Below are 26,975 nucleotides of genomic sequence, written 5' to 3'. Positions count from 1 at the left end.
GAGCGGCCATGCCCGCAGCCCAGCCGTCTTCCGAGCGGCTAGAAACAGAGCGAACAGAGCGTGCACTACCAGCCGTGATTCCGGCTGGCCTGTTGTCACCGAGCCCTGCGAAATGCCCCCAGGTGATCCCATCATGATCGGTCGCATTCCCGTGCTGGACGTCCGCCCTGCCGTCGACTGCGGCGCCAGACCCGCCAAGGCGGTCGCGGACGAAGTCTTCGAGATCTCCGCCACCGTGTTCCGCGAGGGCCACGACGCCGTGGCCGCCCACGTCGTGCTGCGGGATCCGAGCGGGCGCCTGCGCCCGCCCGTCCCCCTGCGCGAGCTCGCCCCCGGCACCGACCGGTGGGGGGCCCGGATCTCCGCCGATGCCGAGGGGAGGTGGACGTACACCGTCGAGGCGTGGAGCGATCCCGTCGCCACCTGGCGGTCGCATGCCGCGATCAAGATCCCGGCGGACATCGACACCGGTCTCGTACTGCTGGAGGGCGCGGAGCTCTACGAGCGGGCCGGCGCCAAGATTCCCAAGCGGGACGGGCGCGCGGCGGTGCTGGGCGCCGCCGCGATCATGCGCGACGAGGACCGGCCCGTCGCCGAGCGGTACACGGCCGCGCTCGCGCCCGAGGTGGACGCCGCGCTCGCCAGGCGTCCGTACCGGGAGCTGGTCAGCGCCGCGAAACCGCTCCCGCTGTTGGTCGAACGCAAGCGCGCCCTCTTCGGTTCCTGGTACGAGATGTTCCCCCGTTCCGAGGGAGCGGTGCTGGAGCCGGGCTCGGCCCCGGTCAGCGGTACCTTCCGAACCGCCGCCGAGAGGCTGCCCGCGATCGCGGACATGGGCTTCGACGTGGTGTACCTGCCGCCCATCCACCCCATCGGCTCCACCTACCGCAAGGGCCCCAACAACACTCTGTCCGCCGGTAGTTGGGACCCCGGCGTGCCGTGGGCCATCGGCTCCACCGAGGGCGGCCACGACGCGGTCCACCCCGAGCTCGGCACCATCGAGGACTTCGACGCCTTCGTTGCCCGGGCCCGCGAGCTGCACCTGGAGATCGCGCTCGACTTCGCGCTCCAGTGCTCCCCCGACCACCCGTGGGTGGAGAAGCACCCCGACTGGTTCCGGCACCGGGCCGACGGCACGATCGCGTACGCCGAGAACCCGCCGAAGAAGTACCAGGACATCTACCCGGTCCACTTCGACACCGACATGGCCGGCATCGTCGAGGAGACCTGCCGGATCCTGCGGTACTGGATGGACCACGGCGTCCGGATCTTCCGCGTCGACAACCCGCACACCAAGCCGGTGGTCTTCTGGCAGAAGGTGATCGCGGACATCAACAAGTCCGACCCGGACGTGATCTTCCTCGCCGAGGCCTTCACCCGGCCGGCGATGATGCGGGCCCTGGCGGCCGTCGGGTTCCAGCAGTCGTATACGTACTTCACCTGGCGCAACACGAAGGCCGAGCTGACCGAGTACGTGAGCGAACTGGCGGACGACCGTTCGGCCTCGGTCATGCGGCCGAACTTCTTCGTCAACACGCCCGACATCCTGCACGAGTACCTCCAGCACGGCGGCCGTCCCGCCTTCGAGGTCCGCGCGGTCCTCGCCGCCACCCTCTCCCCCACCTGGGGGGTCTACGCGGGCTACGAGCTGTGCGAGAACGCCCCGGCCAAGGAGGGCAGCGAGGAGTACCTGGACTCCGAGAAGTACGAGTTCCGGCCACGCGACTGGGCCGCCGCCGAGCGCGAGGGCCGCACCATCGCCCCGCTCATCACCACCCTCAACCGGGTGCGCCGGCTCAATCCCGCCCTCCAGCAGTTGCGGGACATCCACTTCCACTCGACCGACAACGAACAGGTGATCGCCTATTCGAAGCACGCGGGCGCCAATTCCGTACTGGTGGTCGTCAACCTCGATCCGCACCACACCCAGGAGGCGACGGTCTCGTTGGACATGCCGGTACTCGGCCTCGACTGGCACGGGTCCCTCGCGGTGCGCGACGAGCTCACCGGCGATACCTATCACTGGGGCAGGGCGAACTACGTACGCCTGGAGCCGGGCCGCACGCCCGCGCACGTACTGGCCGCTCTGCGACCGTCCCCGCCCACCGGAGGGTCACCCACCACATGATGATCAACGATCCCGTCCACGACACCTTCGAGGACACCCCCGCCAAGGACCGCGACCCCGACTGGTTCAAGCGGGCGGTCTTCTACGAGGTCCTCGTCCGCTCCTTCCACGACAGCAACGGCGACGGCGTGGGTGACCTCAAGGGGCTCACCGCCAAGCTGGACTACCTCCAGTGGCTCGGCGTCGACTGCCTGTGGCTGCCGCCGTTCTTCGCCTCGCCCCTGCGCGACGGGGGCTACGACGTCTCCGACTACACGTCCGTGCTGCCCGAGTTCGGCGACCTCGCCGACTTCGTGGAGTTCGTGGACGCCGCGCACACCCGCGGCATGCGGGTGATCATCGACTTCGTCATGAACCACACGAGCGATCAGCACGAGTGGTTCCAGCAGTCGCGCAAGGACCCGGACGGGCCCTACGGCGACTACTACATGTGGGCCGACAACGACAAGCAGTACCAGGACGCCCGCATCATCTTCGTCGACACCGAGAGCTCGAACTGGACGTACGACCCCGTACGCAAGCAGTACTACTGGCACCGCTTCTTCTCGCACCAGCCGGACCTCAACTACGAGAACCCGGCCGTCGTCGAGGAGATCGTGTCCGCCCTGCGCTTCTGGCTGGACCTCGGCATCGACGGCTTCCGCCTCGACGCCGTGCCCTACCTGTACGCCGAGGAGGGCACCAACTGCGAGAACCTCCCGCGCACCCACACCCTCCTCAAGCGGGTCCGGGCGGAGATCGACGCGCACTACCCGGACACCGTGCTGCTCGCCGAGGCCAACCAGTGGCCCGAGGACGTCGTCGACTACTTCGGTGACTACGCGAAGGGCGGGGACGAGTGCCACATGGCGTTCCACTTCCCCGTCATGCCGCGCATCTTCATGGCCGTGCGAAGAGAGTCCCGCTACCCCGTCTCGGAGATCCTGGCGAAGACCCCGGCGATCCCGGACCGCTGCCAGTGGGGCATCTTCCTTCGCAACCACGACGAGCTGACCCTCGAAATGGTCACGGACGAAGAACGCGACTACATGTACGCCGAGTACGCCAAGGACCCGCGGATGCGGGCCAACATCGGCATCCGGCGCCGGCTCGCCCCGCTCCTGGACAACGACCGCAACCAGATCGAGCTGTTCACCGCCCTGCTGCTGTCCCTGCCCGGCTCGCCGATCCTCTACTACGGCGACGAGATCGGCATGGGCGACAACATCTGGCTCGGCGACCGCGACGGCGTCCGCACCCCGATGCAGTGGACCCCGGACCGCAACGCCGGTTTCTCCTCGTGCGATCCGGGCAGGCTGAACCTGCCGGTCATCATGGACCCGGTCTACGGGTACCAGGTCACCAACGTCGAGGCGGCCATGGCCTCACCCTCGTCGCTGTTGCACTGGACCCGGCGGCTGATCGAGATCCGCAAGGCGAACCCCGCCTTCGGACTCGGCTCGTACACGGAACTGCCGTCGTCCAACCCGGCGGTCCTCGCGTTCCTCCGCGAGTTCGGGGACGACCTGGTGCTGTGCGTGCACAACTTCTCGCGCTTCGCGCAGCCCACCGAGTTGGATCTCCGGTCGTTCAACGGGCGGGTCCCGGTGGAGCTCACGGGTGACGTGCGCTTCCCGCCGATCGGTGAGTGGCCGTACCTGCTGACCCTGGCGGGCCACGGCTTCTACTGGTTCCGCCTGCGGAGCGACCAGCGCGCCGACTGACGGACCGAGCAGGGGGGCGGGCACTCCTTTGGGTCAATCGCCCGCCCCTGTACGGATCATCCTGACCCGACACTCGCACATACCGGAGAAGCAACTGCCGCACATCCGGGACACTCTGCGCATTCTGTGACGGCCCGGGGAAAGGACGCGACGCCATGTCGGAGGCTGCATCCGCCCGGAGCCGGCTGACGGCCGACCGGGCCGCCGGGATCGGCCCGCTGGAACCGATGCTGAGGGCCTGGTTGCCCGCACAGCGCTGGTTCGCGGGCAAGGGCCGCACCATCAGCAGGTTGAGGGCCGTTTCGGCGGCCGAACTGCTGCCGCCGGGATCCGTTCCCGGCCTGCTCCACCTGCTCCTCGACGTGGACGGGGACTGCTACCAGCTGCTGCTGGGCATCCGCCCGTCCCCGCTCCCGCCCGCCCTGGCGCCCGCCCTGATCGGGACCGCCGAGGACGGCCCGTACGCGGGCAGGGCGGTGTACGAGGCGCTGGGCGATCCCCGGCTCGCCGCGATGCTGTTGGAGCGCCTGCGCTCCCCCGGCACCCTCGGCCCGCTCCGCTTCGACCGGGACCCGCAGGCCCCGGTCCCGGCCGGGCTGCAGCCCCGGCCGCTCTCGGGGGAGCAGACCAACTCCTCCCTCATCTACGGAGATTCGTTCATCCTCAAGGTGTTCCGCCGGGTCGGGCCGGGAGTCAACCCGGACCTGGAGCTGCCCAGAGCGCTGGCCGCCGCCGGCTGCTCCCGGGTGCCCGCGCCCGTCGCCTGGTACGAGGCCGAGCTGCCCGGGGCGGAACCGTTGACCCTGGGCGTGCTCCAGCCGTACCTGCGCGGCTCCGACGACGGCTGGCAGCTGGCCCTGCGCCGGCTGGGCGCCGGCGCCGACTTCACCGCGGAGGCGCACGCGCTGGGCCGGGCCACCGCCGAGGTGCACAGCGCCCTCGCCTCCGCCCTGCCCACCATCGCGCTCGGGCCCGAGCAGACCGCCCGGCTCGCCGCCGGGATGACCGCCCGGCTCGCCGCCACGGCGCGCGAGGTCCCCGCGCTCCAGCCCTACGAGGCGGGCCTGCGCGGTGCCTTCGACGCGCTGGCCGCCTCCCGGGGCGCCGGTGTCCCCGCCCAGCGCATCCACGGCGACCTGCACCTGGGCCAGACCCTGCGCACCGCCGACGGCACCTGGGCGCTGATCGACTTCGAGGGCGAACCGGCCCGGTCGTTGGCCGACCGGCGCCGACCCGAACCGGCCGTGCGCGACATCGCCGGGATACTGCGTTCCTTCGACTACGCCGCCCGCTCGCACCGGCCGTTCGCCCCCGCCTGGGCGGACGCCTGCCGGGCCGCGTTCTGCGAGGGCTACGCCCGCACCACCGGCCGCGATCCGCGCGAGGACCCCGTCCTGCTGCGCGCGTACGAGACCGACAAGGCGGTGTACGAGGCCCGCTACGAGTCCCGGCACCGCCCCGACTGGCTGCACGTCCCCATGGCGGCGATCCGCCGCCTGTCGGAACCGCAGCGGCCCGCCCACCGCGTGCCGCCGACCCCGCCCGCCCCCGGTTCCGTCTCCCCCCATCCGCACCCGAAGCCCCCGAGGAGGCCGCTCGCGTGAGCGCCGCACGACAGCCGTCACCGACCGTCCGCGACGAAACCGCCCCCGAGGCCGGGAAGAAGCCCCGTACCCCGCGGGCCCGGCGGGCCGACCCGCAGCACGGCGGCGTCCGGCCCGCGCCCGGGCTCGCCGCCGAGGAACGCGCCCGGCTCCTGGAGGGCCGCCACCACGACCCGCACGGGGTGCTGGGCGCGCGCGCCCAGCGCGGCGGGGTGGCCTTCCGGGTGCTGCGTCCGTACGCGAAGGCCGTCACGATCGTGGCGAAGGGGCTGCGGGCCGAGCTCTTCGACGACGGGGACGGGCTGTTCTCGGGGCTGCTGCCGCTGACCGGCGTGCCGGACTACCGGCTGCTGGTGACGTACGACGGCGACGAGGTGGAGCTCCACGACCCGTACCGCTTCCTGCCCGCCCTCGGTGAACTGGACCTGCACCTGATCGGCGAGGGCCGGCACGAGGAGCTGTGGACCGCGCTCGGCTCGGAGCCCATGGAACACCAGGGCGTGACGGGCACCCGGTTCACCGTGTGGGCGCCGAACGCCCAGGGCGTCCGGGTCACGGGTGACTTCTCGTACTGGGACCCGGGCGCCTTCCCGATGCGCTCGCTCGGTTCGACCGGGGTGTGGGAGCTGTTCCTGCCGGGGGTGGGCGAGGGAACCCTCTACAAGTACGACATCACGCGCCCGGACGGCAGCCACACCCTGCGCGCCGACCCGATGGCCCGGTACGCGGAGGTCCCCCCGGCGACCGCGTCGGTGGTGACGACCTCCCGGTACGAGTGGCAGGACGCCGACTGGATGCTGACGCGCGGGGCGCGCCCCCCGCACCAGGCGCCGTTCTCGGTGTACGAGCTGCACCTGGCCTCCTGGCGGCCGGGGCTCGGCTACCGGCAGCTCGCCGAGCAGTTGCCCGCGTACGTCAAGGAGCTGGGCTTCACGCACGTGGAGCTGATGCCGGTCGCCGAGCACCCCTTCGGCGGCTCCTGGGGCTACCAGGTCACCGGCTTCTACGCGCCGACCTCGCGGATGGGCACCCCGGACGACTTCCGGTTCCTGGTGGACTCGCTGCACCGGGCGGGCATCGGGGTGATCGTGGACTGGGTGCCGGCGCACTTCCCGCGCGACGAGTGGGCGTTGGCCGAGTTCGACGGCCGGCCGCTGTACGAGCACGGTGACCCGCGCCGGGCCGCGCACCCGGACTGGGGCACGCTGGAGTTCGACTACGGCCGCAAGGAGGTCCGCAACTTCCTCGTCGCCAACGCCGTGTACTGGTGCCAGGAGTTCCACGTGGACGGCCTGCGCGTGGACGCGGTGGCCTCGATGCTGTACCTGGACTACTCGCGCGAGGACGGCGAGTGGTCGCCGAACGAGCACGGCGGCCGGGAGAACCTGGACGCGGTGGCCTTCCTCCAGGAGATGAACGCGACGGTCTACCGGCGCTGCCCGGGCGTGGTGACGGTCGCGGAGGAGTCCACGGCCTGGGACGGGGTGACCCGGCCGACGGACTCGGGCGGGCTCGGCTTCGGTCTGAAGTGGAACATGGGTTGGATGCACGACACCCTGCGGTACGTGTCGAAGGAGCCGGTGCACCGCAAGTACCACCACAACGACATGACGTTCGGGATGGTGTACGCGTTCAGCGAGAACTACGTGCTGCCGATCTCGCACGACGAGGTGGTGCACGGCAAGCGGGCGCTGGTGTCCAAGATCCCGGGCGACTGGTGGCAGCAGCGGGCCACGCACCGGGCGTACCTCGGGTTCATGTGGGCCCACCCGGGCAAGCAACTCCTCTTCATGGGACAGGAGTTCGCGCAGGGTTCGGAGTGGTCGGAGTCGCACGGGCCGGACTGGTGGCTGCTGGACTCCTCCTACTCGGCGGCCGGTGACCACCGGGGCGTGCGCGACCTCGTCCGGGACCTGAACGGTACGTACGGGGCGACGCCCGCGCTGTGGGAGCGGGACACCGTGCCGGAGGGCTTCGCCTGGGTGGCGGGGGACGCCGCCGAGGACAACGTGCTGGCGTTCCTGCGGTTCGCGCAGGACGGTTCGCAGCTGCTGTGCGTGTCGAACTTCTCCCCGGTGGTCCGGCACGCGTACCGGATCGGGGTGCCGGAGGAGGTGCCCGCGTGGCGGGAGGTCCTCAACACCGACCGGGAGGCCTACGGCGGGAGCGACGTCCACCACGCCGCGCCGTTGCGGCCGGAGCCGGTGCCGACCCAGGGGCGCGCGGCGAGCCTGCGGCTGACGCTCCCGCCGATGGCGACGATCTGGCTCAAGCCGTGATCCCCCGCACCGCCTGACGGTCCCGGGTCACTGTCCGCGTCGATCACGACGGGGGCCCTCGCCACCCCCGTATGCGAGGGCCCCCGATATGGATCACGTACGGGGCGGGCGGCGGGTTCAGGGGCTGTGACGGGGATCACTTCGCGGGTATCGCCGGACACCTGAAATGGAGTGGCTAAATCCGTACGCTATAAATGGATCTTCGACTGATCCGGTTACCGGACAGTCGCAGGGAAACCCGGCCAAAGCCCTTATCTCAATAGGACTTTCCTACGAGTTATGAGCTTGTTTGAACGGTTGGTAGTCGCCAAGCCTTGGCCACTTCTACCGTGTGCCCTGTGCACTCCAGCCCACCTTTCAATGCCCCCGCCGCGCGTCGTCTGCGCGCGGCCCTGGGCATGGCTCCCGGTCATGTCGCCTATGGCCTGCGGGCCCAGTACGGACTGCTCGTCGCGCCCGAGACCGTGATGGCCTGGGAGCGCGGCGAACTGTCGCCGAGCTCGACCGAGCTCACGGCCCTCGCCGGCGTGCTCTGGTGTTCCCCGGCGGAACTGCTCGCCGAGCCGGTCACCCTGCGGGAACACCGTGTCGCCCGCGGCTTCGACCCCGACGACCTGGCCCGGCGGGTCGGCCTCGACGCGAACGCCTACCAGAAGATGGAGGACACCGGGCGCTGGAAGGGCAACGAGCGGCAGTCCGCCGCCCTGGCCTCGGTGCTCGGCCTGACGCTGGCCCAGTTCATCACGGCGACCGGCAAGCACGACGAGCTCGCCGACCTGCTCCGCAGCGCGGTGACCACCCGCTGGCAGGCGTACGTGAAACCGCTCGCCAAACTACTGCCGGTGCCCAAGGCCAACCTGGAACGGGCGCTGGAGCTCCTGCACGGCGACTACCAGGCCCGGATGGTGTCCACCCTGAGCTGGGGCGGCGCCGAGGGCGCCGGAGCGGGCAACTCGGGCCGGGAGTTCCTCGCGGAGATCACCGACCGGTTCTGGGCGCTGGTCGGCGGTGCGTGACGGGACACACCGCCGCCCCGCGGACCGGAACGCCGAACGACCCCGGCCGCTCCGCGGGGGAGCCGCACCGGGGTCGTTCGGCGGGTGAGGAGGGGCCGGAGGTCCCGGCCGGGCGGGCCGGTCAGAAGACCGACTCGGCCTCGTACATCCGCTCCTCGGGGACGGTCTTCAGCTCGGTGACGGCGTGGGCCAGCGGGGCCATCACGATGTCGGTGCCGCGCAGCGCGGTCATGTTGCCGAACTCGCCGCGGTGTACGGCCTCCACCGCGTGCCAGCCGAAGCGGGTCGCGAGGACGCGGTCGTAGGCGGTGGGGGTGCCGCCGCGCTGGACGTGGCCGAGGATGACCGGACGGGCCTCCTTGCCGAGCCGGTGTTCCAGCTCGACGGCGAGGCGGTTGCCGATGCCGGCGAAGCGCTCGTGACCGTACTGGTCGATGGCGCCCTTCTCGTACGGCATGGAGCCCTCGGCCGGGTGCGCGCCCTCCGCCACGCAGACGACCGCGAACTTCTTGCCCCGGGCGAAGCGTTCCTCCACCATCTTGACCAGGGCGTCCACCTCGAAGGGGCGCTCCGGCAGGCAGATTCCGTGGGCGCCGCCGGCCATGCCGGACTCCAGGGCGATCCAGCCGGCGTGCCGGCCCATGACCTCGACGACCATCACGCGCTGGTGCGATTCGGCGGTGGTCTTCAACCGGTCGATGGCTTCGGTGGCCACCATGACGGCGGTGTCGAAACCGAAGGTGCGGTCCGTGGAGGAGATGTCGTTGTCGATGGTCTTCGGTACGCCGACGACGGGCATCCCGGCGTCGGACAGCATGCGGGCGGCGGTCAGGGTGCCCTCGCCGCCGATCGGGATCAGCGCGTCGATCTCGTACCGCCTGGCCAACTCGGCCGCGTTCTCGGCGGCTTCGTGGAGGCGGGCCCGCTCCATGCGGGCCGAGCCGAGGATCGTGCCGCCGCGGGCCAGGATGCCGCTGACGGCGTTGATGTCGAGGGGACGGTAGTGGCCGTCGAGCAGGCCCTTGAAGCCGTCCTCGAAGCCGATGACCTCGTCCCCGTGGCCGACGACGGCGCGGTGTACGACCGACCGGATGACAGCGTTCAGGCCCGGGCAGTCGCCGCCTGCGGTGAGAACTCCGATACGCATCGTCCTGTGTCTCCTGCTCCTGGTCGTACCCGGCCGTACGCGTGCGGGCGGACGGCCGTACATATGAAGGGCGTATTGATGGCGCCTGTCCGATTGTTCCACGTGCCCGGGGGGACGCGCTCTTCGCGCCACTCCGCCCACCGGGCCTTTCGACCCTCCTCCAGGGCCTTTGTTCCGGCGGGCGCCCTATCCATTGGCGGAGGTATTGTCAAGAGGTCAATCCCAGCCCATTCGGGATGACCGACGCACGGATCGGCCCGCCGCACGGTGGGGCGCCACGACCATCACAGACCACGGACGGAGAGCACGCGTGACGCGCAGCGTGTACGTGACCGGTATCGAGCGGGGTGACGGCCGTCAGGTCGTCGAGCTGGGGATCATGGAGCTCCTGACCCGGCAGACGGGCCGGGTGGGCGTGTACCGCCCCCTGCTCCACGACGCCCCGGACCGGCTCTTCGACCTGCTCAAGGCCCGCTACCGGATCGAGCAGGACGCGGCCACCGCCTACGGCATGGAGTACCACGAGGCCTCCGCCATCCTGGCCGAGAAGGGTACCGACGAGCTGGTCTCCCGGCTGGTCGACCGCTTCCACCGGGTGGCCCGCGACTACGAGGTCATGCTGGTCCTCGGCACCGACTACGCCGACACCAACCTCCCCGACGAGCTGGCGCTGAACGCCCGCCTCGCCAACGAGCTCGGCGCGGTCGTCGTCCCCGTCGTGGGCGGCACCAAGCACCCGGCCGAGGCCGTCCGCGCCGAGACCCGCAACGCGTACCGCGCCTACGAGAGCCTGGGCTGCCACGTCGTGGCGATGGTCGTGAACCGGGTGGCCCCCGAGGACCGGGACGTCATAGCCGAACGGCTGGCGGCCCGGCTCCCCGTCCCCTGCTACGTGCTGCCGGACGACAAGTCCCTGTCCGCCCCGACCGTCGCGCAGATCACCCGCGCGCTCGGCGGCGAGGTGCTCCTGGGCGACGAGGCGGGGCTGGCGCGCGACGCCGTCGACTTCGTCTTCGGTGGTGCGATGCTGCCGAACTTCCTGAACGCCCTGACCCCCGGCTGCCTCGTCGTCACCCCCGGGGACCGCTCGGACCTGGTCATCGGCGCGCTCGCCGCGCACACCTCCGGGACCCCGCCGATCGCCGGCGTGCTGCTGACGCTCAACGAGCGCCCGGGCCAGGACATCCTGACGCTGGCCTCGAAGCTGGCGCCCGGCACCCCCGTCGTCTCGGTGGCCGGCAACAGCTTCCCGACCGCCGCCGAGCTGTTCTCCCTCCAGAGCCGCCTGAACTCGGCGACGCCGCGCAAGCTGGAGACCGCGCTCGGCCTCTTCGAGCGGCACGTCGACACCACCGAGCTGCGCGGCCTGCTGTCGGTGGCCCGCTCGGAGCGCGTCACCCCGATGATGTTCGAGCACGAGCTGCTGGAGCGGGCCCGCTCCGAGCGGCGTCGCGTGGTGCTGCCCGAGGGCACCGAGGAGCGGGTGCTGCGTGCCGCGGACGTGGTGCTGCGGCGCGGTGTCTGCGACCTGACCCTGCTGGGCGAGGAGCCGGCCATCCTGAAGAAGGCGGCCGACCTGGGCATCGACATCTCGGGCGCGCAGCTGATCGACCCGGCGACCTCACCCCTGCGGGAACGCTTCGCCGAGTACTACGCGAAGGCCCGCGCCCACAAGGGGATGACCGTCGAGCTGGCCAACGACGTGGTCACCGACGTCAATTACTTCGGCACCCTGATGGTCCAGGAGGGGCTGGCCGACGGCATGGTCTCCGGCTCGGTGCACTCCACCGCGGCCACCATCCGCCCCGCCTTCGAGATCATCAAGACCAAGCCCGACGCGGCGATCGTCTCCTCGGTCTTCTTCATGTGCCTGGCCGACAAGGTCCTCGTCTACGGTGACTGCGCGGTCAATCCGGACCCCGACGCCGAGCAGCTCGCGGACATCGCCGTGCAGGCCTCCGCCACCGCCGCCGCGTTCGGCGTCGAGCCGCGGATCGCGATGCTCTCGTACTCCACCGGCACCTCGGGTTCCGGGGCGGACGTGGACAAGGTCCGCAAGGCCACCGAGATCGTCCGCTCGCAGCGGCCCGACCTGTTGATCGAGGGGCCGATCCAGTACGACGCCGCCGTCGAGCCCTCGGTCGCCGCGACCAAGCTGCCGGGGTCCGAGGTGGCCGGCCGGGCGACCGTGCTGATCTTCCCCGACCTCAACACGGGCAACAACACCTACAAGGCCGTGCAGCGTTCGGCCGGCGCCGTCGCCGTCGGCCCGGTGCTCCAGGGTCTGCGCAAACCGGTCAACGACCTGTCGCGCGGCGCGCTGGTGCAGGACATCGTCACCACCGTGGCGATCACCGCGATCCAGGCGCAGAACCAGGGAACGCGGCCCCAGGACGCTCCCTCACCGGGCACCCCCGCCGCCTGACGGGCGGCGCCCGGCCGGCCCCGCCCGCATCCCCCCACCGACCGCGACAAGGAAAGACCCTCATCGTGACCGCATCGCGCGTACTCGTCCTCAACTCCGGCTCCTCGTCGGTGAAGTACCAGCTCCTCGACATGGCGGACCGGTCCCGGCTGGCCGCCGGCCTGGTGGAGCGCATCGGCGAGGACACCTCGCGGCTCACCCACGAGCCGCTGACCGGACCCGGCGCCGCGGGCGGCAAGCGCGAGCGGCTCGGCCCGATCGCCGACCACGGGGCCGCGCTGAAGGCGGTCGCGGCGGAACTGGCCGCCGACGGCATGGGGCTGGACTCCCCCGAGCTGGCCGCCGTGGGCCACCGGGTGGTGCACGGCGGGACCCGCTTCACCGAGCCGACGGTCATCGACGACGAGGTGCTGGCGGAGATCCGCCACCTGATCCCGCTGGCCCCGCTGCACAACCCGGCGAACGTCACGGGCATCGAGGTGGCGCGCGCGCTGCGTCCGGACCTCCCGCAGGTCGCGGTGTTCGACACCGCGTTCCACTCGACGATGCCGGAGCACGTGGCGCGGTACGCGATCGACGCGGCCACGGCCGACAAGTACGCCATCCGGCGGTACGGCTTCCACGGCACCTCCCACGCCTACGTCTCCCGGGCGACCGCCGCGCTCCTGGGCAAGCCGGTGGAGGACGTGAACGTGATCGTGCTGCACCTGGGCAACGGCGCGTCCGCCTCGGCCGTGCGGGGCGGGGTGTGCGTGGAGACGTCCATGGGGCTGACCCCGCTGGAGGGCCTGGTCATGGGGACCCGTTCGGGCGACCTGGACCCGGCGGTGATCTTCCACCTGGCGCGGGTGGGCGGGCTGTCCATCGACGAGATCGACTCGCTGCTCAACAAGAAGAGCGGTCTGCTGGGTCTGTGCGGCGACAACGACATGCGCGAGGTGCAGCGGCGGGCCGACGGGGGCGACACCGCCGCCCGGCTGGCCCTGGACGCGTACGTGCACCGGCTGAAGAAGTACATCGGCGCCTACACGGCGGTACTGGGCCGGGTGGACGCGGTGGTGTTCACCGCGGGCGTCGGCGAGAACGCGTCGCACATCCGGGCAGCAGCGGTGCAGGGGCTGGAGGAGCTCGGCCTGGCGCTGGACCTGGAGGCCAATGCGGCGAGGTCCTCCGAGCCCCGACTGGTGTCGGCGGAGTACGCCAGGGTGGCGGTGGCGGTGGTCCCCACCGATGAGGAACTGGAGATCGCCACCCAGGTGCACGCGCTGGTTACCCGCTAGTCACTTGGACTTTCCACCAGACGGAATATTCCGCTACGAAACAAACGGATAGGATCCGCTTCATGCGCCGTTCCAAAATCGTCTGCACGCTGGGCCCCGCCGTCGACTCGTATGAGCAGCTGAAAGCGCTCATCGAGGCAGGTATGAACGTGGCCCGATTCAACTTCAGCCACGGATCCCAGGCAGAACACCAGGAGCGGTACGACCGCGTCCGGAAGGTCTCCGAGGACACCGGCCGTGCGGTCGGCGTCCTCGCCGACCTCCAGGGTCCGAAGATCCGTCTCGAAACCTTCGCCGAGGGTCCCGTCGAGCTGGTGCGCGGTGACGAGTTCACCATCACCATCGAGGACGTCCCCGGTGACAAGTCCATCTGCGGCACCACCTACAAGGGTCTCCCGGGCGACGTGTCCAAGGGTGACCAGGTCCTGATCAACGACGGCAACGTCGAGCTCCGCGTGACCGGCGTCGAGGGCCCCCGGGTCAAGACCATCGTCATCGAGGGCGGTGTCATCTCGGACCACAAGGGCATCAACCTGCCGGGTGCCGCCGTGAACGTCCCCGCCCTGTCGGAGAAGGACGTCGACGACCTGCGGTTCGCCCTGCGGATGGGCTGCGACATGGTCGCCCTGTCCTTCGTCCGGGACGCCAACGACGTCAAGGACGTCCACAAGGTCATGGACGAGGAGGGCCGTCGGGTCCCCGTCATCGCCAAGGTGGAGAAGCCGCAGGCCGTCGAGAACATGGAGGCCGTGGTAGCGGCCTTCGACGCGGTCATGGTGGCCCGCGGTGACCTCGCCGTCGAGTACCCGCTCGAAAAGGTCCCGATGGTCCAGAAGCGGCTCATCGAGATGTGCCGCCGCAACGCCAAGCCGGTGATCGTCGCGACCCAGATGATGGAGTCGATGATCACCAACTCGCGTCCGACGCGCGCCGAGGCGTCCGACGTCGCCAACGCGATCCTCGACGGCGCGGACGCGGTCATGCTGTCCGCCGAGTCCTCGGTCGGCGCCTACCCGATCGAGACCGTCAAGACGATGTCGAAGATCGTCACGGCGGCCGAGGAGGAGCTCCTGTCCAAGGGCCTCCAGCCGCTGGTCCCGGGCAAGAAGCCCCGTACCCAGGGCGGCTCCGTCGCCCGCGCGGCCTGCGAGATCGCGGACTTCCTCGACGGCAAGGCGCTCATCGCCTTCACCCAGTCCGGGGACACGGCCCGCCGGCTCTCGCGCTACCGCGCGACCCAGCCGATCCTGGCGTTCACCACGGACGTCAACACCCGCAACCAGCTCACGCTGAGCTGGGGCGTCGAGTCCTACGTCGTCCCGCACGTGGACAACACGGACGCGATGGTCGACCTCGTGGACGGCGAGCTGCACAAGCTGGCCCGCTACAACGAGGGCGACACCATGGTCATCACGGCCGGCTCGCCCCCCGGCGTCCCGGGCACCACCAACATGGTGCGCGTCCACCACGTCGGTGGCTCCACCCGCGACTGACCTCGCCCGTCCCACCGCCGAGAAGACTCTGCCGCACAGAGACCGAGGGCGGCACCCCGGATCATCGGGGTGCCGCCCTCGGTGCGCGTGCCGTGCCGTCCGGCTACTTCGGGCCGATGTAGTTCTTGAGGCCCGGGACGGTGAGGTTGCCGCCGAACTGGCCGGCCTGGACGACCTTGACGTTCGTGAAGAACGCGAACGGGACGTTCAGCGGCGGCGGACTGTTCGGGGTGAACTCGATCGGGATGAGTCCGAACAGGTTCCCCTTGAGGCTCTCGGTGTACATCGTCACCTTGCCGCCGCGGATGGTGGACGTGGAACCCGGACGGGACTTCAGCTGAGCGGTGTTCGCGCCCTTCCCGACCGTTTGGTACAGGTCCTTGATGTCGAGCGAGTCCGCCGTGAACTTCAGGACCTTCTTGGTCTTGCCGCCCGCCGTCTTCACCTCGACGATGCCCTCGTAGTCGAGGCCGTAGAGGGTCAGCAGCGAGCTGTCGAGGTACCAGGGCTCGTCGGGCAGGAGCGGTACGCCCTGCTCCAGCTTGGCGTCGGCCAGTGCCTTGGCGTCGTAGGTCGGGCAGGGGAAGGGTTCCTTCCCGTCCGGGTCCTTCGTGGCCTCGGCCTTGTCCTTGTCCTCGGCGTCCTTGTCGGCCTCGTCGGCGTCCTTGTCGGCCTCGTCGGCGTCGGCGTCCTTGTCCTTCGGGTCCTCGACGGGCGTCTTGCCCGTCTCGTCCTTGGGGGACTTGGCGGTGTCCTTGACGTCCTGCGGCAGTTCCTTGACCGGGACGCCGGCCTTCTTCGCCGCGTCGCGGATCGCGTCCGCGGCCGGGTCCGGGGTCTGCGCACCGCTCGGGGTGGGCGCGGGCGTCGGGGTGACCGGCTTCTTCGCGTCCTGGAGGGGCCTGCCGAGTTCGTCGAAGAGGCCCTTGACGGCATCCCCGACGCCCAGCGGGTCCAGCGGGTTCGGCGTCTTCGACGCCGAGGGGGTCGGGGCGGTGCTCGTGGTGGGCGCCGCCGTGGGGCTCTGCTTCCCGGTCGTCGCGGCCCCGGAGGGCTTGGCGGCGGAGGGGGTCTTCGACGCCGAGGGGGTCGCCCCCGGCTTCGGTGCGCCGGTCGCGCTCGGCGAGGGGCCGGCGCTGGGCGACGTACTCGGTGACGGCGTCTTCGACGGGGAACCGCTCGGTGACGGCGAGGCCGACTCCGACTCCGCGGGTTCGTCGGAGCGCGTCACGCACGGACCCGGCGCGAAGGGGATGTCCTTCTCGTCGGCCAGTGCCATCTTCGGGGCCATGCCCATCCCGACGAACACCGCCGTCGGCATCGCCGCCAGCGCCATCGTCTTGCCGACGGGTATCTGGAGCTTGTTCAGCAGCGACTTCCTGGGCGCCGCGTGCCGCGGGCCCTTTCTCTCACGGGACTCTGCGCCTGGGGCCACGCCCCGCTGCGTCTCGTCACCCCGCACTGTTCCTCCCGCCATCGGCGTGGGCAGTCGTCTCGGTCACGTGCGCCGTTTCCGTGTCACGGGGAGCCGGGATGCCGTACGGGTTGCCCGCCGGCACCTGCGCCTTGGCCTCCGTCCGGGCGGCCGCCTCGGCCTCCGCCGCCTCGGCCTCCGCCGCCTCGGCCTCCGCCTCCGCCTCCTCGTCCACCGGTTCGCCGGGAGCCCAGGACAGTGCGAGGGCGCCGCCGATCATGGAGGACAGGAAGCCCATGAAGAAGCCGCCGAGGTTGGACACCGGGATCGACACCAGGGCCAGCAGGATCGCGGCGACACCCGCGAAGACGCGGATGGTCTGCTGGAACCAGAGGGCCAGCCCGAGCGTGATCAGCAGGACCCCGATGATCAGCGCACCGGCCCCACCCGTCGTGGCCATCGCGAGGGTGACGTTGCCCAGCCTCAGGTCCGCGTACGGGAAGTAGGCGATCGGTACACCGCCGAGGAGCGTGAACAGGCCCGCCCAGAAGGGACGTCGGCCTCTCCAGGCGCGGAATTGGTAGTACACCACGGTGAGCCAAGCGTCGTCTGCGGCGCGAACCGGGGCCTGGGGGTTCATGGACAACAGCTCCCTGGAAACGGTGGTACGGAGAACTATGTGGAGCCCGCGGGGGCGGACGGCGACGGCTGCCGCCGTCCGCCCCCGCGGTCACGCACCGGGACCGACTACTTCTCGTCCTGGTAGCACGGCTGGTCGCCGCCGAGCAGACGCAGCTTCAGGTCGGGCAGCTTGAAGGTGCCCGCCGTGGTCGCCCACGCCTTCTGCCGGACGTTCGACAGGACGGCCTTGTCCGCACGCTGGGAGAACGCGTACGGGCTGGTGACCGTACCGGCCTGCGGCTTCGTCTTGTGGCTCGGGTCGCCGACCGCGACACCGATGTCAAGGTTCTTGAACTCGGCGTCGGTGTCGAGCTCCGCCACATCCAGGTAGATGTTGTCGGCGACGGCCGGCTTGCCCTTGTGGCCGGTCCTCAGCTGCAGGGTGATGTTGCCCAGCGGCGTCGGGGTGACCAGGGACTGGCACATGTTGGTGATCTCGGCGTGACTGAAGCCCGAGATGGTGACCGGGTGCTTCTGCGGGTTGCCCTTGAGGTCGTGACCCTCGGCGATGCCGCCGTACTGGATGAGGTTGTCACCGTCGAGCTTGTCCGCCGAGACCTTGAAGTCCTGGCCGGAGACGCTGAAGGACGCCGCGAGGGCACCCTGCGCCAGACCCACACCGACCGCGGCCGTGGCCGCGATGCTCGGCACCATGACGAGCGCGAAGCGCTTCCATCTGGTGCCGCCACGAACCTGAGAATTCATTTCGTTCCTCCTTCTCGGACGTACATCTCCGGTCCGGGCCGTGCCCGTCCTGGGATGGGAGAAGTGCTACGTCCTCGGGAAGGAGCGCAGGCGGCCGAGCCGCGGCGCAGCCGCGTCCGATACACCGGCGTTCACCCCCGAGCGACAACCACTGGGCCACGCGTTCGCGCAACCTGGAGGACAGGCCCTGCCGGTGCGGCAGGGACCCCCCTGTCCACGGCCGGTGACACTGCCACCGGTCGGCTCGGTGGGGACCCTCCACCGCGGCTCCGGGTGAGCGGCGCTGCGGGAAGGACCGAGCGTCGCCGATCGTGGTGCATTCCCGGCCGGGGCACAAGGGGGTTCGTTACTGGCGGGTAACGGGTGGATAACCGGAGTGAGGCCCGGTGCTGTCGGGCGGGCACGCAGGGTGTCACCCAGGGCCACGACAGATCGGTGGAAGAGCGAACCAACCGGACAGTTCACGGGGTTCGACTTACTACGAGTAACAGCGGCCGCGATTGCCAAGATTTGGCAAAGCGCGGCCGCTGTTTATCTACGTGTCAACAAATCGCCGCCGGCCTCCGGGCGCCCTCGGGCGTCCTCCGGCCTGGCCCGGACGGGCCCTAGAAGAGCACCCGCGCGAGCGCCGTGCGGGCCGCCGACACCCGGGGGTCGTCCGCCCCGATGACCTCGAACAGCTCCAGGAGCCGGACGCGGACCGCGTCCCGGTCGTCACCGAACGTCACCCTCACGGTGTCGACGAGACGACCGAAGGCGTCCTCCACGTGGCCGCCCGCCAGGTCCAGGTCGGCGGCGTCCATCTGCGCGGCCGGGTCCTTCGGGTTCTCGGCCGCCGCGGCGCGCACCGCCTGCGGGTCCATGCCCCCCACGCGGGTCAGCAGCGCGGCCTGGGCCAGGCCCAGCTTCGCCTCGGTGTTGGCCGGGTCCTCCGCGAGCACGCTCCGGTACGCCCGCACCGCTCCGGCGAAGTCACCGGCGTCCAGCGCGCCGACCGCCGCCTCCAGCAGCGCGTCGTACGGACCGACCGGCGCGGAGTCCTCGGCCGCGACGGGGGCGCCCTCGGCGTCGGGGTCGACCTGGATGCCGATGAGACCGAAGCGCTCCTCGGCGACCTGCACCAGCTGGGCCAGGGTCTCGCGGATCTGCTGTTCGGGGGCGAGGCCCTGGAACAGCGGCAGCACCTGGCCCGCGACCACGGCGAAGACGGCCGGGATGCCCTGGATGCCGAACTGCTGCATCAACGTCTGGTTGGCCTCGACGTCGACCTTGGCCAGCACGAGGCGGCCGTTCGCCTCGACGGTCAGCCGCTCCAGGAGCGGGCTGAGCTGCTTGCACGGTTCGCACCACTCGGCCCAGAAGTCGAGGACGACCGGGACCTCGTTGGACAGCTGGATGACATCGCTCTCGAAGCCGGCCTCGGTGACGTCGAAGACGAGGGCGGACGGCGGTACGGCGCCGCCGGGGGCGCTTCCCGCGCCGCCGCCCTGCCGGGCCGCGTCCGCGCGCGCCTGCTCGGCCTTCGCCTTGGCTTCGCCGGCCGCCTTCACCGCGGCGAGGTCGACGACGCCGCTCATGGACATGTTTCTGGGCTGCATGCGTACATCCTCCCCCGAGTGCGCGCGCCGACGAAAAAGATCCCGAAAGATCGTCGTGAAATGCGGCGCCGGGTCCCCACCCGGCACCAGTAGCTCTTCGCGTGGTTGTCGCTCTTACGCTACGAGCCGTAGCGTAACTCGCCGGAGCCCGCGGCGCCCCGTGATCTGAACCACAGCGAAAGGCCCCCCGACGGTTCCCCTACCGGCGGGTATGGTCTCGGCCATGCGCAACCCCTGCCCCGGCTCCAGCTCCCCGCACGGCCGCACCGGCCGGCCCCGCAGCGTCGCTGCGGACGCCGCGATCCTCGCGGCGACGCGGGACGCGCTGGTCGACCTGGGCTGGTCGAAGCTGACGATGGGCGACGTGTCGGCCCGCGCGGGCGTCGCCAAGACCACCCTGTACCGGCGCTGGGCGGGCAAGAACGAGTTGGTCGTGGACGCGGTCGCGGAGCTCTTCGACGCGCTGGAGCTCCCCGACCGCGGTTCGCTCGAAGCCGACATCGAGCACGTGGTGCTCCAGTTCGCCCAGTTGCTGCGCCGACCCGAGGCCCGTACCGCGCTGATGGCGGTCGTGGCCGAGTCCACCCGGGACGAGGCCCTGCGCGACCGGATCCGCTCGGCGATCGTGGACCGGCAGAAACGTCTCGTCGTACTGGGCCGCGAGCGGGCCCAGGCCCGTGGGGAACTTCCGTACGAGGAGGACGAGTCCGTCGCCGCCCACACCACGGACCTGATCTTCGACGTGATCGCGGGCACGGTGGTCCACCGGGCGCTGGTGAGCGCCGAACCGGTGGACGAGGTGTGGGTATCCGCCTTCACCACCCTGCTGATGCACGGCCTCCAGGGCGTGGACCGGTCCTGAGCCCGGGGCGACCCGCCCGCTCCGACCGCGGCCGCGGCCCGGTCCGGCCCGGCCCCGGGAAACGGAAGGGCCGGTCGTGGCCTCGCCGCGAGGGCGTGCCACGACCGGCCCGTCGAGCCGGGATCAGAAGCCGGGCGGCTCGGTGTAGGTGCCCCACTCGTCGCGGAGCACGTTGCAGATCTCGCCCATCGTCGCCTCGGCGCGCACCGCGTCCAGCATGGCCGGGATCATGTTCGAGCCGTCGCGGGCGGCTTCCAGCATGGCCTTCAGCGCCGCCGTCACCTTCGCGTCGTCGCGGCGGGCCTTGCGCTCGGCAAGCTCGCGCACCTGGACGGTCTCCACCTCGTGGCTGACGCGGAGGATCTCCAGGTCGCCGGTGACCGAACCGTGGTGCACGTTGACGCCGACTACCCGCTTGTCGCCCTTCTCCAGGGACCGCTGGTACTGGAAGGCCGATTCGGCGATCTCGCCGGTGAACCAGCCGTCCTCGATGCCGCGCAGGATGCCCGAGGTGATCGGCCCGATGGGGTGCTGCCCGTCCGGGTGGGCGCGCAGGCCGCGCTCCTTGATCTGCTCGAAGATCTTCTCGGCGTCCGCCTCGATGCGGTCGGTGAGCTGCTCGACGTACCAGGAACCGCCCAGCGGGTCGGCCACGTTGGCCACGCCGGTCTCCTCCATCAGCACCTGCTGCGTGCGCAGGGCGATCTCGGCGGCCTGCTCGCTCGGCAGCGCGAGGGTCTCGTCGAGGGCGTTGGTGTGGAGGGAGTTGGTGCCTCCGAGCACGGCCGCGAGGGCTTCGACCGCGGTGCGCACGACGTTGTTGTACGGCTGCTGCGCGGTGAGGGAGACACCGGCGGTCTGGGTGTGGAAGCGCAGCCACATGGTCTTGTCGGACTTGGCCCCGTAGACCTCCTTCATCCAACGGGCCCAGATCCGGCGGGCCGCGCGGAACTTGGCGATCTCCTCGAAGAAGTCGAGGTGCGCGTCGAAGAAGAAGGACAGGCCGGAGGCGAAGTGGTCGACGTCCAGACCGCGGGAGAGCCCGAGCTCCACGTACCCGAAGCCGTCGGCCAGGGTGTAGGCGAGCTCCTGGGCGGCCGTCGCCCCGGCCTCGCGGATGTGGTAGCCCGAGACGGACAGCGGCTTGTAGGCCGGGATGCCGTTCGCGCAGTACTCCATGAGGTCGCCGATGAGGCGCAGGTGCGGCTCGGGTTCGAAGAGCCACTCCTTCTGGGCGATGTACTCCTTGAAGATGTCGGTCTGGAGCGTGCCGTTGAGCACGGCGGGGTCGACGCCCTGGCGCTCGGCGGCGACGAGGTACATGCAGAAGGCGGGGACGGCCGGCCCGCTGATGGTCATGGAGGTGGTGACGTCGCCGAGCGGGATGTCCTTGAACAGGACCTCCATGTCGGCGGCGGAGTCGATGGCGACGCCGCAGTGCCCGACCTCGCCCAGGGCCCGGGGGTCGTCCGAGTCCCGGCCCATGAGGGTGGGCATGTCGAAGGCGACGGAGAGCCCGCCGCCACCGGCGGCCAGGATCATCTTGTAGCGCTCGTTGGTCTGCTCGGCGTTGCCGAATCCGGCGAACTGCCGGATGGTCCAGGTCCGGCCGCGGTAGCCGGTGGCGTGCAGCCCGCGGGTGAAGGGGTACTCCCCCGGCCAGCCGATGCGCTCGAACCCCTCGTACGAGTCACCGGGCCGGGGGCCGTAGACGGGGTCGACGTCATCTCCGGAGAGCGTCGTGAAATCGGCCTCGCGCTTGCGGGCCTTGTCGTACCGGGCCTGCCAGCGACGGCGGCCCTCCTCGATGACGTCAGCGTCCATACCCATGAATTTACTAGGACGTCCTAGTAAATGTCGATGGGAAACCCCCGGGGACTCCCCCGGGGGTGGATTTCCTCAAGCCCGGACCGGGCCGCGCGCTAGGCCTTCGCGGTGGCGGGACCGCCGATGACCAGCGGCTCGATCTCGGCGCGGACCTTGCGCTCGACGAAGAACGCGACCAGCGGGATCGTGCCGCTCACCAGCACCCACAGCAGCTTGCCGAAGGGCCACCTGGCCTTGGAGCCCAGGTCGAAGGCGAAGACCAGGTAGATCATGAAGAGCACGCCGTGTGCCTGGGAGACCGCGAAGGTCAGGTCGGCACCGGTGTCGAAGCCGTACTTGGCCACCATGCAGGCGCAGAGGATCAGGAGCATGACCGCGGTCACGTAGGCCATGACGCGGTAGCGGGTCAGCACGCTTCGTTTCATGCCGACGAGCCTAACCGTCCGTTTTGCTCGATCTTGACGCGGGCCCCGGCTCCGGGAGGAGGAGCGCGGCTCCCGGTCCGGACCGGGATCCGGACCGCCTACGCCTCCTCGAAGTCGGCGGCGGCCACCCGCAGCGGGCGGAGCAGCGCGAAGATCTCCGCGCACTCCTCCGCGTCGTAGGCGCCGAGCCCGAACTCGATCTCCATCAGGTCCTTCGTCGCCGCCTCGACGACCTCGCGGCCCTTCTCCGTGATGGAGGCGAGCGTGCCGCGCCCGTCGTGCGGGTTGGGGCGCTTGGCCACCAGCCCGGCCGCCATCAGCCGGTCCACGGTGTTCGTCACCGAGGTCGGGTGGACCATCAGGCGCTCGCCGATCTTCGACATCGTCAGCTCGCCGGCCTGGGAGAAGGTGAGGAGCACGAGCGCCTCGTAGCGCGCGAAGGTCAGTCCGTACGGCTTCACCACCGCGTCGACCTCGCCGAGCAGGATCTGGTGCGCGCGCATGATGGAGGTGATCGCGGCCATCGACGGCACCGGCCCCCAGCGCTGCTGCCAGAGTTCGTCGGCGCGGGCGATGGGGTCGAAGGGGAGACTGAGCGGCTTCGGCATCCACCAGACCCTACCGGGCGGTCATTTGGTGCCCGGCCCCGTCTCACCCCTCGGCCGCCCGGCCGCGCGCAGCGCGGCGAGGAGCATGAGGACGACGGCCGCCCCGAGGACAGCCGCACCGGTGACGACCGCGTGCACCGGGAAGAACTCGGCCGCCAGACCGGCCAGGGCCATGCCGACGCCCTGGAAGGTCATCATGCCGGTCCCGAGCAGGGTCATCGCACGGCCGCGCGCCTCCTCGGGTACGGCGTCGACGAACATCCGGTCGAGGCCGAGGGTGTACGCCTGGGCCAACCCGGCCAGGAGCAGCGCCCCGAGGACGACGGGGGCGGCCGGCCGGACGACGTAGACGAGGAGCGGGAGCGGGGCGAGGGCGGCCAACGGCGCCACGATCCGCGAACGCGTTCGTGCGGTGAGGGCGGAGCCCGCCCAGACCTCCCCCGCGACGGTGCCGACGGGCAGGGCGCACATGAGGATCCCGAGGGTGACGGTGCCGGCGCCGATCCCGTCGGCGTAGGGGGTGAGCAGCGCCTCGGGTACGACGACGAAGGCGGGCGGCAGCCAGAACAACAGGGTGAGCGCGCGCAACCGCCGGTCCCCGAGCAGCACCCGCAGGCCGCCGGTCGGGGCGGCCGCGGCGCCCGGGGCGCGGGCGGGCCTGGCCCGCGTACCGAATCGCAGCAGCAGCGCGGAGGCCAGGAACCCGGCGGCGGTCAGCGCTATCGCGCCGCGCGGCGCGAGGAGGGTGAGCAGCAGTCCGCCGAGGCCGAACCCGACGAGTTGGGCGCTCTGGGAGACCATGCGCAGCAGGGACCGGCCGAGGACGAAGGCCTCGCCGGAGCCGAGGATGTCGGCGAGCGAGGCGCTGCGCGCGCCCTGGAAGAGCGGTGCGACGAAGGCCATGGCGCAGCGCAGTACGAGCAGCCCCGCGACGGGGGTTCCCGGCCAGACCATGGCGGCGGCGCAGGCGGCGCACAACAGGTCGCAGGTGACGAGCAGGCGGCGGGCGGGCAGCCGGTCGGCGAGTCCGGCGAGGAGGGTGCCGCCGAGGGCGTAGGGCAGGAAGCCGAGGGCGAAGGTGAGGGCGCTCATCAGGGGTGAGCCGGTGGCGCGGTAGACGAGGACGGTGAGGGCGATCTCGGCGACGACGACGCCGAGCAGGGACAGCAGGTGCGCGGCGAAGACCGTACGGAACTCCCGGACCCGGAAGACCCCGCGGTAGCCCGCGCCCTCCGGTGCGGGAGGGCTCGGGGAGCCGGCGCCGCCCCGGTCGAGGGACGTGGATGTCATGGCGGCCACCCTGGCCGGAACCTACGCTGCGGCGTAGGGATTCGTCCCCGGGCGAATCCGCGGGCCGGGGGTGGCGTTCGGGAGGGCACGTCCATGGGGTACCACTACCGCTTCGGGGCGGCCGACCTGCTCCGCTGCCGGTTCGCGGTCTCGCCGCGCTGGGAGACCCAGGAGGCGGTGCGGGTGCTGCTGAGGCGGAGCCGGCAGGCGTACCACCTGCCGTGGCTGAGCCGGATCCGGGACGCCGCGGCCGGGCTGGACCTGCGGCCGCTGTGGCTGCTGATGCCGCGCGCCGGGCACCACCCGGACCTGCTGAGCCCGCCGCCGCTCGGCCCCTCGGTGACCTTCGAGGAGGAGATGGCCCGGGTACGGGCGGCCGACCCGGAGGCGGCCCGGGAGGACCTGCGCCGGTCGCTGGTCTGCACCCCGGGCGCGTTGGAGAGCGACATCGGCCGGCGGATGCTGGCCGATCCCGCGCGGGCCGTGCGGGAACTCGCCGATCTGACGGAGGCGGCCTGGCATGCCCTGGTCGCCCCGCACTGGCCGCGGCTGCGGGCCCTGTTGGAGGCGGACATCCTGTTCCACTCCCGGCGGCTGGCCGCGGGCGGGCTGGCGGCCATGTTCGACGGCCTGCACCCCGATCTGCGGTGGGACGGCGGGGGTTCCACCCTGACCATCGAGCGCCCCGGTCACCACGACCGCGAAGCCGGCGGTCAGGGGCTGCTGCTGATGCCGAGCGCGTTCGTGTGGCCGGACGTGGTCGGAGGCTACGACCCGCCCTGGCAACCGACCCTGGTGTACCCGGCGCGCGGCATCGGCGCGCTGTGGACGGCCTCGGACGGTCCGGTCCCGCAGGCGCTGGCCGGGCTGCTGGGGCGGGGCCGCGCGGACGTGCTGTGCGCGTTGCGCGAGCCCGCCTCGACGACGACCCTCGCGCGGCGGCTCGGGCTGGCCCCCTCGACGGTGTCGGCGCACCTCAAGGCGCTCCGGGCGGCGGGCCTGCTGATCCCCTCCCGCCACGGGCACCAGGTCCTCTACGAACGGACCCCGTTGGCCATAGCCCTGATCGGGGGCACGACCGCCGCGTGATCCGACGGCGCCCGCGCCCGCCCGCACCGCACGCCTCGACCTGACCCCTCGTCAACCGGCCCGTCGCCACCCGGTCCGTCGTCATCCGGCCCGTCGCCACCCGGCCCGTCGCCACCCGGCCCGGCGGCCCCGGATCGCCCGCGCGGTGTCGTACGGGAGGGACGGATGTCCGCTATGTCACGATGTCCCGGTCCGCGGAGGCGCCGGTCCGCCGAGGCACCGATCCGCCGAGGCACCCGCTCCCCCGCGACCCGCCCCCCACCGCCCCTTCTCCCCGAGGAGCCGGATGTCCGTCGCCGTCCGACGTCGCCCCGCCACCGCCCTCGGGCTCGTCCTGCTCCTCGCGGCCACCGCCGGCTGCGCCTCCGGCTCCGCGCCCGCCGAGGGGCTGCCCGGTGCGGCGGGCGTGGCCGCCGGGTCCCCGTTCTGGGTCGACCCGCGGAGCGCCGCCGCCCGGCAGGTCGCCGATTGGGAGGCCCTGGGCCGCAACAGTGACGCCCAGGTCCTGCGCAGGATCTCCGACCGTCCGCTGGCCCTGTGGGTGCCGGCCGGGAACCCGGCCCCGGAGGTCCGCCGGGCCCGTGCGGGCGCGAAGGCGGCGGGGCGGACCCTGGTGCTCGTCGCGCACAACATCCCGCACCGCGGCTGCGGCCCCTCCGCGACCGGCGGCGCCCCGGACGCCCGCGCCTACCGCGCCTGGACCGGAGCCGTCGCCGACGCCGTCGGGGAGGCGAAGGCGTTCGTCGTCCTGGAGCCGGAGGCCGTCCCGCACCTCGTCGTCGGCTGCACCCGCGCCGAACACCACGCCGAGCGCTACCGGCTGCTCGCCGAGGCCGTCGACCGGCTCAAGCGGAACAAGAACACCAAGGTCTACCTGGACGCCGGGAACCCGGCGTGGATCCCGCACCCGGCGGACCTCGTCGAGCCCCTGAAGAAGGCGGGCCTCGCCCGCGCCGACGGCTTCGCCCTGAACGTCTCCGGCTTCCAGCCCGACGCCCCGAGCCGCGCGTACGGGGCGAGGCTCTCCAAGGCCACCGGCGGCAAGCACTTCGTCATCGACACCGGCCGCAACGGCGCCGGCCCCCTGCCCGGCGACCGGAACCAGGCCTGGTGCAACCCGCCAGGCCGGGCCCTGGGCACGCCGCCGAGCGACCGGACGGGCCACCCGCTCGTGGACGCGTACCTGTGGGTCAAACGGCCCGGCGAGTCGGACGGCACCTGCCGCGGCGGCCCGCGGGCCGGCGAGTGGTGGCCCGACTACGCGCTCGGCCTGGCCCGCCGCGCCCGGGACTGAACCCCCGCGACCCCGCGCCCGGACACGGCAGTGGGGGGGGGGGGGGGGGGGGGGGGGGGGGGGGGGGGGGGGGGGGGGGGGGGGGGGGGGGGGGGGGGGGGGGGGGG

General features: G+C 71.6%; 20 protein-coding genes. 11 read left to right on the top strand and 9 right to left on the bottom strand.

Annotated elements, in window-relative coordinates; translation table 11 throughout:
- The first annotated feature begins 133 nt into the window (after window positions 1-133).
- From NOD94_RS23015 to NOD94_RS22995, 5 genes are all read left to right on the top strand, one after another.
- Window positions 134-2,128, top strand: coding sequence for an alpha-1,4-glucan--maltose-1-phosphate maltosyltransferase (locus tag NOD94_RS23015; RefSeq protein ID WP_281207952.1), 1,995 nt, complete (start codon window positions 134-136; stop codon window positions 2,126-2,128).
- Window positions 2,125-3,831, top strand: coding sequence for a maltose alpha-D-glucosyltransferase (treS, locus tag NOD94_RS23010; RefSeq protein WP_281207951.1), 1,707 nt, complete (start codon window positions 2,125-2,127; stop codon window positions 3,829-3,831). Before NOD94_RS23015 ends, treS begins: the two co-directional genes overlap by 4 nt.
- Before the next feature lie 155 nt (window positions 3,832-3,986).
- Window positions 3,987-5,435, top strand: coding sequence for a phosphotransferase (locus NOD94_RS23005; RefSeq protein WP_281207950.1), 1,449 nt, complete (start codon window positions 3,987-3,989; stop codon window positions 5,433-5,435).
- A complete protein-coding gene (glgB, locus tag NOD94_RS23000; RefSeq protein WP_281207949.1) occupies window positions 5,432-7,714 on the top strand; it encodes a 1,4-alpha-glucan branching enzyme in 2,283 nt (760 codons plus the stop codon). The genes NOD94_RS23005 and glgB overlap by 4 nt, the downstream gene beginning before the upstream one ends.
- Before the next feature lie 329 nt (window positions 7,715-8,043).
- The gene (locus tag NOD94_RS22995) at window positions 8,044-8,730 is read left to right on the top strand and encodes a helix-turn-helix domain-containing protein (RefSeq protein WP_281207948.1); all 687 of its coding nucleotides are present in this window, start codon (window positions 8,044-8,046) and stop codon (window positions 8,728-8,730) included.
- 121 nt (window positions 8,731-8,851) lie between these two features.
- Here the strand turns inward: NOD94_RS22995 and NOD94_RS22990 are convergent, their stop codons facing one another.
- Window positions 8,852-9,877: an ATP-dependent 6-phosphofructokinase gene (locus tag NOD94_RS22990; protein ID WP_281207947.1), complete on the bottom strand. Its 1,026-nt coding sequence runs from the start codon at window positions 9,875-9,877 to the stop codon at window positions 8,852-8,854.
- A gap of 310 nt (window positions 9,878-10,187) precedes the next feature.
- Between NOD94_RS22990 and pta the strand changes: the two genes are divergently transcribed.
- The 3 genes from pta to pyk all read left to right on the top strand — a co-directional run bounded on the left by pta (window position 10,188) and on the right by pyk (window position 15,075).
- Window positions 10,188-12,302 carry a phosphate acetyltransferase gene (gene pta / locus NOD94_RS22985; protein ID WP_281207946.1) on the top strand — a complete coding sequence of 705 codons (2,115 nt, stop codon included), beginning with the start codon at window positions 10,188-10,190 and terminating at the stop codon, window positions 12,300-12,302.
- 65 nt (window positions 12,303-12,367) lie between these two features.
- Window positions 12,368-13,582, top strand: coding sequence for an acetate kinase (locus NOD94_RS22980; protein ID WP_281207945.1), 1,215 nt, complete (start codon window positions 12,368-12,370; stop codon window positions 13,580-13,582).
- A 62-nt stretch (window positions 13,583-13,644) separates the two neighbouring features.
- On the top strand, window positions 13,645-15,075 hold the full coding sequence (pyk, locus tag NOD94_RS22975; protein ID WP_281207944.1) for a pyruvate kinase: 1,431 nt from the start codon (window positions 13,645-13,647) through the stop codon (window positions 15,073-15,075).
- 103 nt (window positions 15,076-15,178) lie between these two features.
- Here the strand turns inward: pyk and NOD94_RS22970 are convergent, their stop codons facing one another.
- The 4 genes from NOD94_RS22970 to NOD94_RS22955 all read right to left on the bottom strand — a co-directional run bounded on the left by NOD94_RS22970 (window position 15,179) and on the right by NOD94_RS22955 (window position 19,473).
- Entirely contained in the window at window positions 15,179-16,537 is a 1,359-nt protein-coding gene (locus NOD94_RS22970) for a hypothetical protein (RefSeq protein WP_281207943.1), read from the bottom strand.
- Entirely contained in the window at window positions 16,527-17,129 is a 603-nt protein-coding gene (locus NOD94_RS22965; RefSeq protein WP_281207942.1) for a DUF6114 domain-containing protein, read from the bottom strand. Before NOD94_RS22965 ends, NOD94_RS22970 begins: the two co-directional genes overlap by 11 nt.
- A gap of 107 nt (window positions 17,130-17,236) precedes the next feature.
- On the bottom strand, window positions 17,237-17,875 hold the full coding sequence (locus NOD94_RS22960; protein WP_281207941.1) for a DUF6230 family protein: 639 nt from the start codon (window positions 17,873-17,875) through the stop codon (window positions 17,237-17,239).
- Between the two features lie 605 nt (window positions 17,876-18,480).
- Entirely contained in the window at window positions 18,481-19,473 is a 993-nt protein-coding gene (locus NOD94_RS22955; protein WP_281207940.1) for a tetratricopeptide repeat protein, read from the bottom strand.
- 223 nt (window positions 19,474-19,696) lie between these two features.
- Here NOD94_RS22955 and NOD94_RS22950 point away from each other — a divergent pair, with 223 nt between their 5' ends.
- On the top strand, window positions 19,697-20,335 hold the full coding sequence (locus tag NOD94_RS22950) for a TetR/AcrR family transcriptional regulator (protein WP_281207939.1): 639 nt from the start codon (window positions 19,697-19,699) through the stop codon (window positions 20,333-20,335).
- 123 nt (window positions 20,336-20,458) lie between these two features.
- Here NOD94_RS22950 and NOD94_RS22945 read toward each other — a convergent pair whose 3' ends face one another.
- The 4 genes from NOD94_RS22945 to NOD94_RS22930 all read right to left on the bottom strand — a co-directional run bounded on the left by NOD94_RS22945 (window position 20,459) and on the right by NOD94_RS22930 (window position 24,485).
- Window positions 20,459-22,159 (bottom strand): methylmalonyl-CoA mutase family protein, encoded by a 1,701-nt coding sequence (locus tag NOD94_RS22945; RefSeq protein ID WP_281207938.1) that lies wholly within the window; start codon window positions 22,157-22,159, stop codon window positions 20,459-20,461.
- A 98-nt stretch (window positions 22,160-22,257) separates the two neighbouring features.
- Window positions 22,258-22,587 (bottom strand): DUF3817 domain-containing protein, encoded by a 330-nt coding sequence (locus NOD94_RS22940; protein ID WP_281207937.1) that lies wholly within the window; start codon window positions 22,585-22,587, stop codon window positions 22,258-22,260.
- Window positions 22,588-22,685: 98 nt separating this feature from the next.
- A complete protein-coding gene (locus NOD94_RS22935; RefSeq protein ID WP_281207936.1) occupies window positions 22,686-23,195 on the bottom strand; it encodes a MarR family transcriptional regulator in 510 nt (169 codons plus the stop codon).
- 21 nt (window positions 23,196-23,216) lie between these two features.
- Window positions 23,217-24,485, bottom strand: a complete 1,269-nt coding sequence (locus NOD94_RS22930) for an MFS transporter (RefSeq protein ID WP_281207935.1) — start codon at window positions 24,483-24,485, stop codon at window positions 23,217-23,219.
- A 93-nt stretch (window positions 24,486-24,578) separates the two neighbouring features.
- Here NOD94_RS22930 and NOD94_RS22925 point away from each other — a divergent pair, with 93 nt between their 5' ends.
- The gene (locus tag NOD94_RS22925) at window positions 24,579-25,574 is read left to right on the top strand and encodes a DUF5937 family protein (RefSeq protein WP_281207934.1); all 996 of its coding nucleotides are present in this window, start codon (window positions 24,579-24,581) and stop codon (window positions 25,572-25,574) included.
- A gap of 286 nt (window positions 25,575-25,860) precedes the next feature.
- On the top strand, window positions 25,861-26,868 hold the full coding sequence (locus NOD94_RS22920; protein WP_281207933.1) for a glycoside hydrolase family 6 protein: 1,008 nt from the start codon (window positions 25,861-25,863) through the stop codon (window positions 26,866-26,868).
- Window positions 26,869-26,975 lie beyond the last annotated feature (107 nt).

Source organism: Streptomyces sp. Isolate_45, assembly GCF_024721315.2.
GTDB lineage: Bacteria > Actinomycetota > Actinomycetes > Streptomycetales > Streptomycetaceae > Streptomyces.
The sequence above is the reverse complement of the archived record's forward strand: the minus strand, read 5'-3'. Positions and strand labels throughout refer to the sequence as shown.

Coding starts and splice junctions, on each gene's coding strand:
- NOD94_RS23015 (WP_281207952.1), top strand. CDS start 134: ATGATCGGTCGCATTCCCGTGCTGGACGTCCGCCCTGCCGTCGACTGC.
- NOD94_RS22960 (WP_281207941.1), bottom strand. CDS start 17,875: ATGAATTCTCAGGTTCGTGGCGGCACCAGATGGAAGCGCTTCGCGCTC.
- NOD94_RS22965 (WP_281207942.1), bottom strand. CDS start 17,129: ATGAACCCCCAGGCCCCGGTTCGCGCCGCAGACGACGCTTGGCTCACC.
- NOD94_RS23005 (WP_281207950.1), top strand. CDS start 3,987: ATGTCGGAGGCTGCATCCGCCCGGAGCCGGCTGACGGCCGACCGGGCC.
- NOD94_RS22950 (WP_281207939.1), top strand. CDS start 19,697: ATGCGCAACCCCTGCCCCGGCTCCAGCTCCCCGCACGGCCGCACCGGC.
- NOD94_RS22955 (WP_281207940.1), bottom strand. CDS start 19,473: ATGCAGCCCAGAAACATGTCCATGAGCGGCGTCGTCGACCTCGCCGCG.
- NOD94_RS22945 (WP_281207938.1), bottom strand. CDS start 22,159: ATGGACGCTGACGTCATCGAGGAGGGCCGCCGTCGCTGGCAGGCCCGG.
- NOD94_RS22940 (WP_281207937.1), bottom strand. CDS start 22,587: ATGAAACGAAGCGTGCTGACCCGCTACCGCGTCATGGCCTACGTGACC.
- treS (WP_281207951.1), top strand. CDS start 2,125: ATGATGATCAACGATCCCGTCCACGACACCTTCGAGGACACCCCCGCC.
- pyk (WP_281207944.1), top strand. CDS start 13,645: ATGCGCCGTTCCAAAATCGTCTGCACGCTGGGCCCCGCCGTCGACTCG.
- NOD94_RS22920 (WP_281207933.1), top strand. CDS start 25,861: ATGTCCGTCGCCGTCCGACGTCGCCCCGCCACCGCCCTCGGGCTCGTC.
- NOD94_RS22925 (WP_281207934.1), top strand. CDS start 24,579: ATGGGGTACCACTACCGCTTCGGGGCGGCCGACCTGCTCCGCTGCCGG.
- NOD94_RS22930 (WP_281207935.1), bottom strand. CDS start 24,485: ATGACATCCACGTCCCTCGACCGGGGCGGCGCCGGCTCCCCGAGCCCT.
- NOD94_RS22990 (WP_281207947.1), bottom strand. CDS start 9,877: ATGCGTATCGGAGTTCTCACCGCAGGCGGCGACTGCCCGGGCCTGAAC.
- NOD94_RS22935 (WP_281207936.1), bottom strand. CDS start 23,195: ATGCCGAAGCCGCTCAGTCTCCCCTTCGACCCCATCGCCCGCGCCGAC.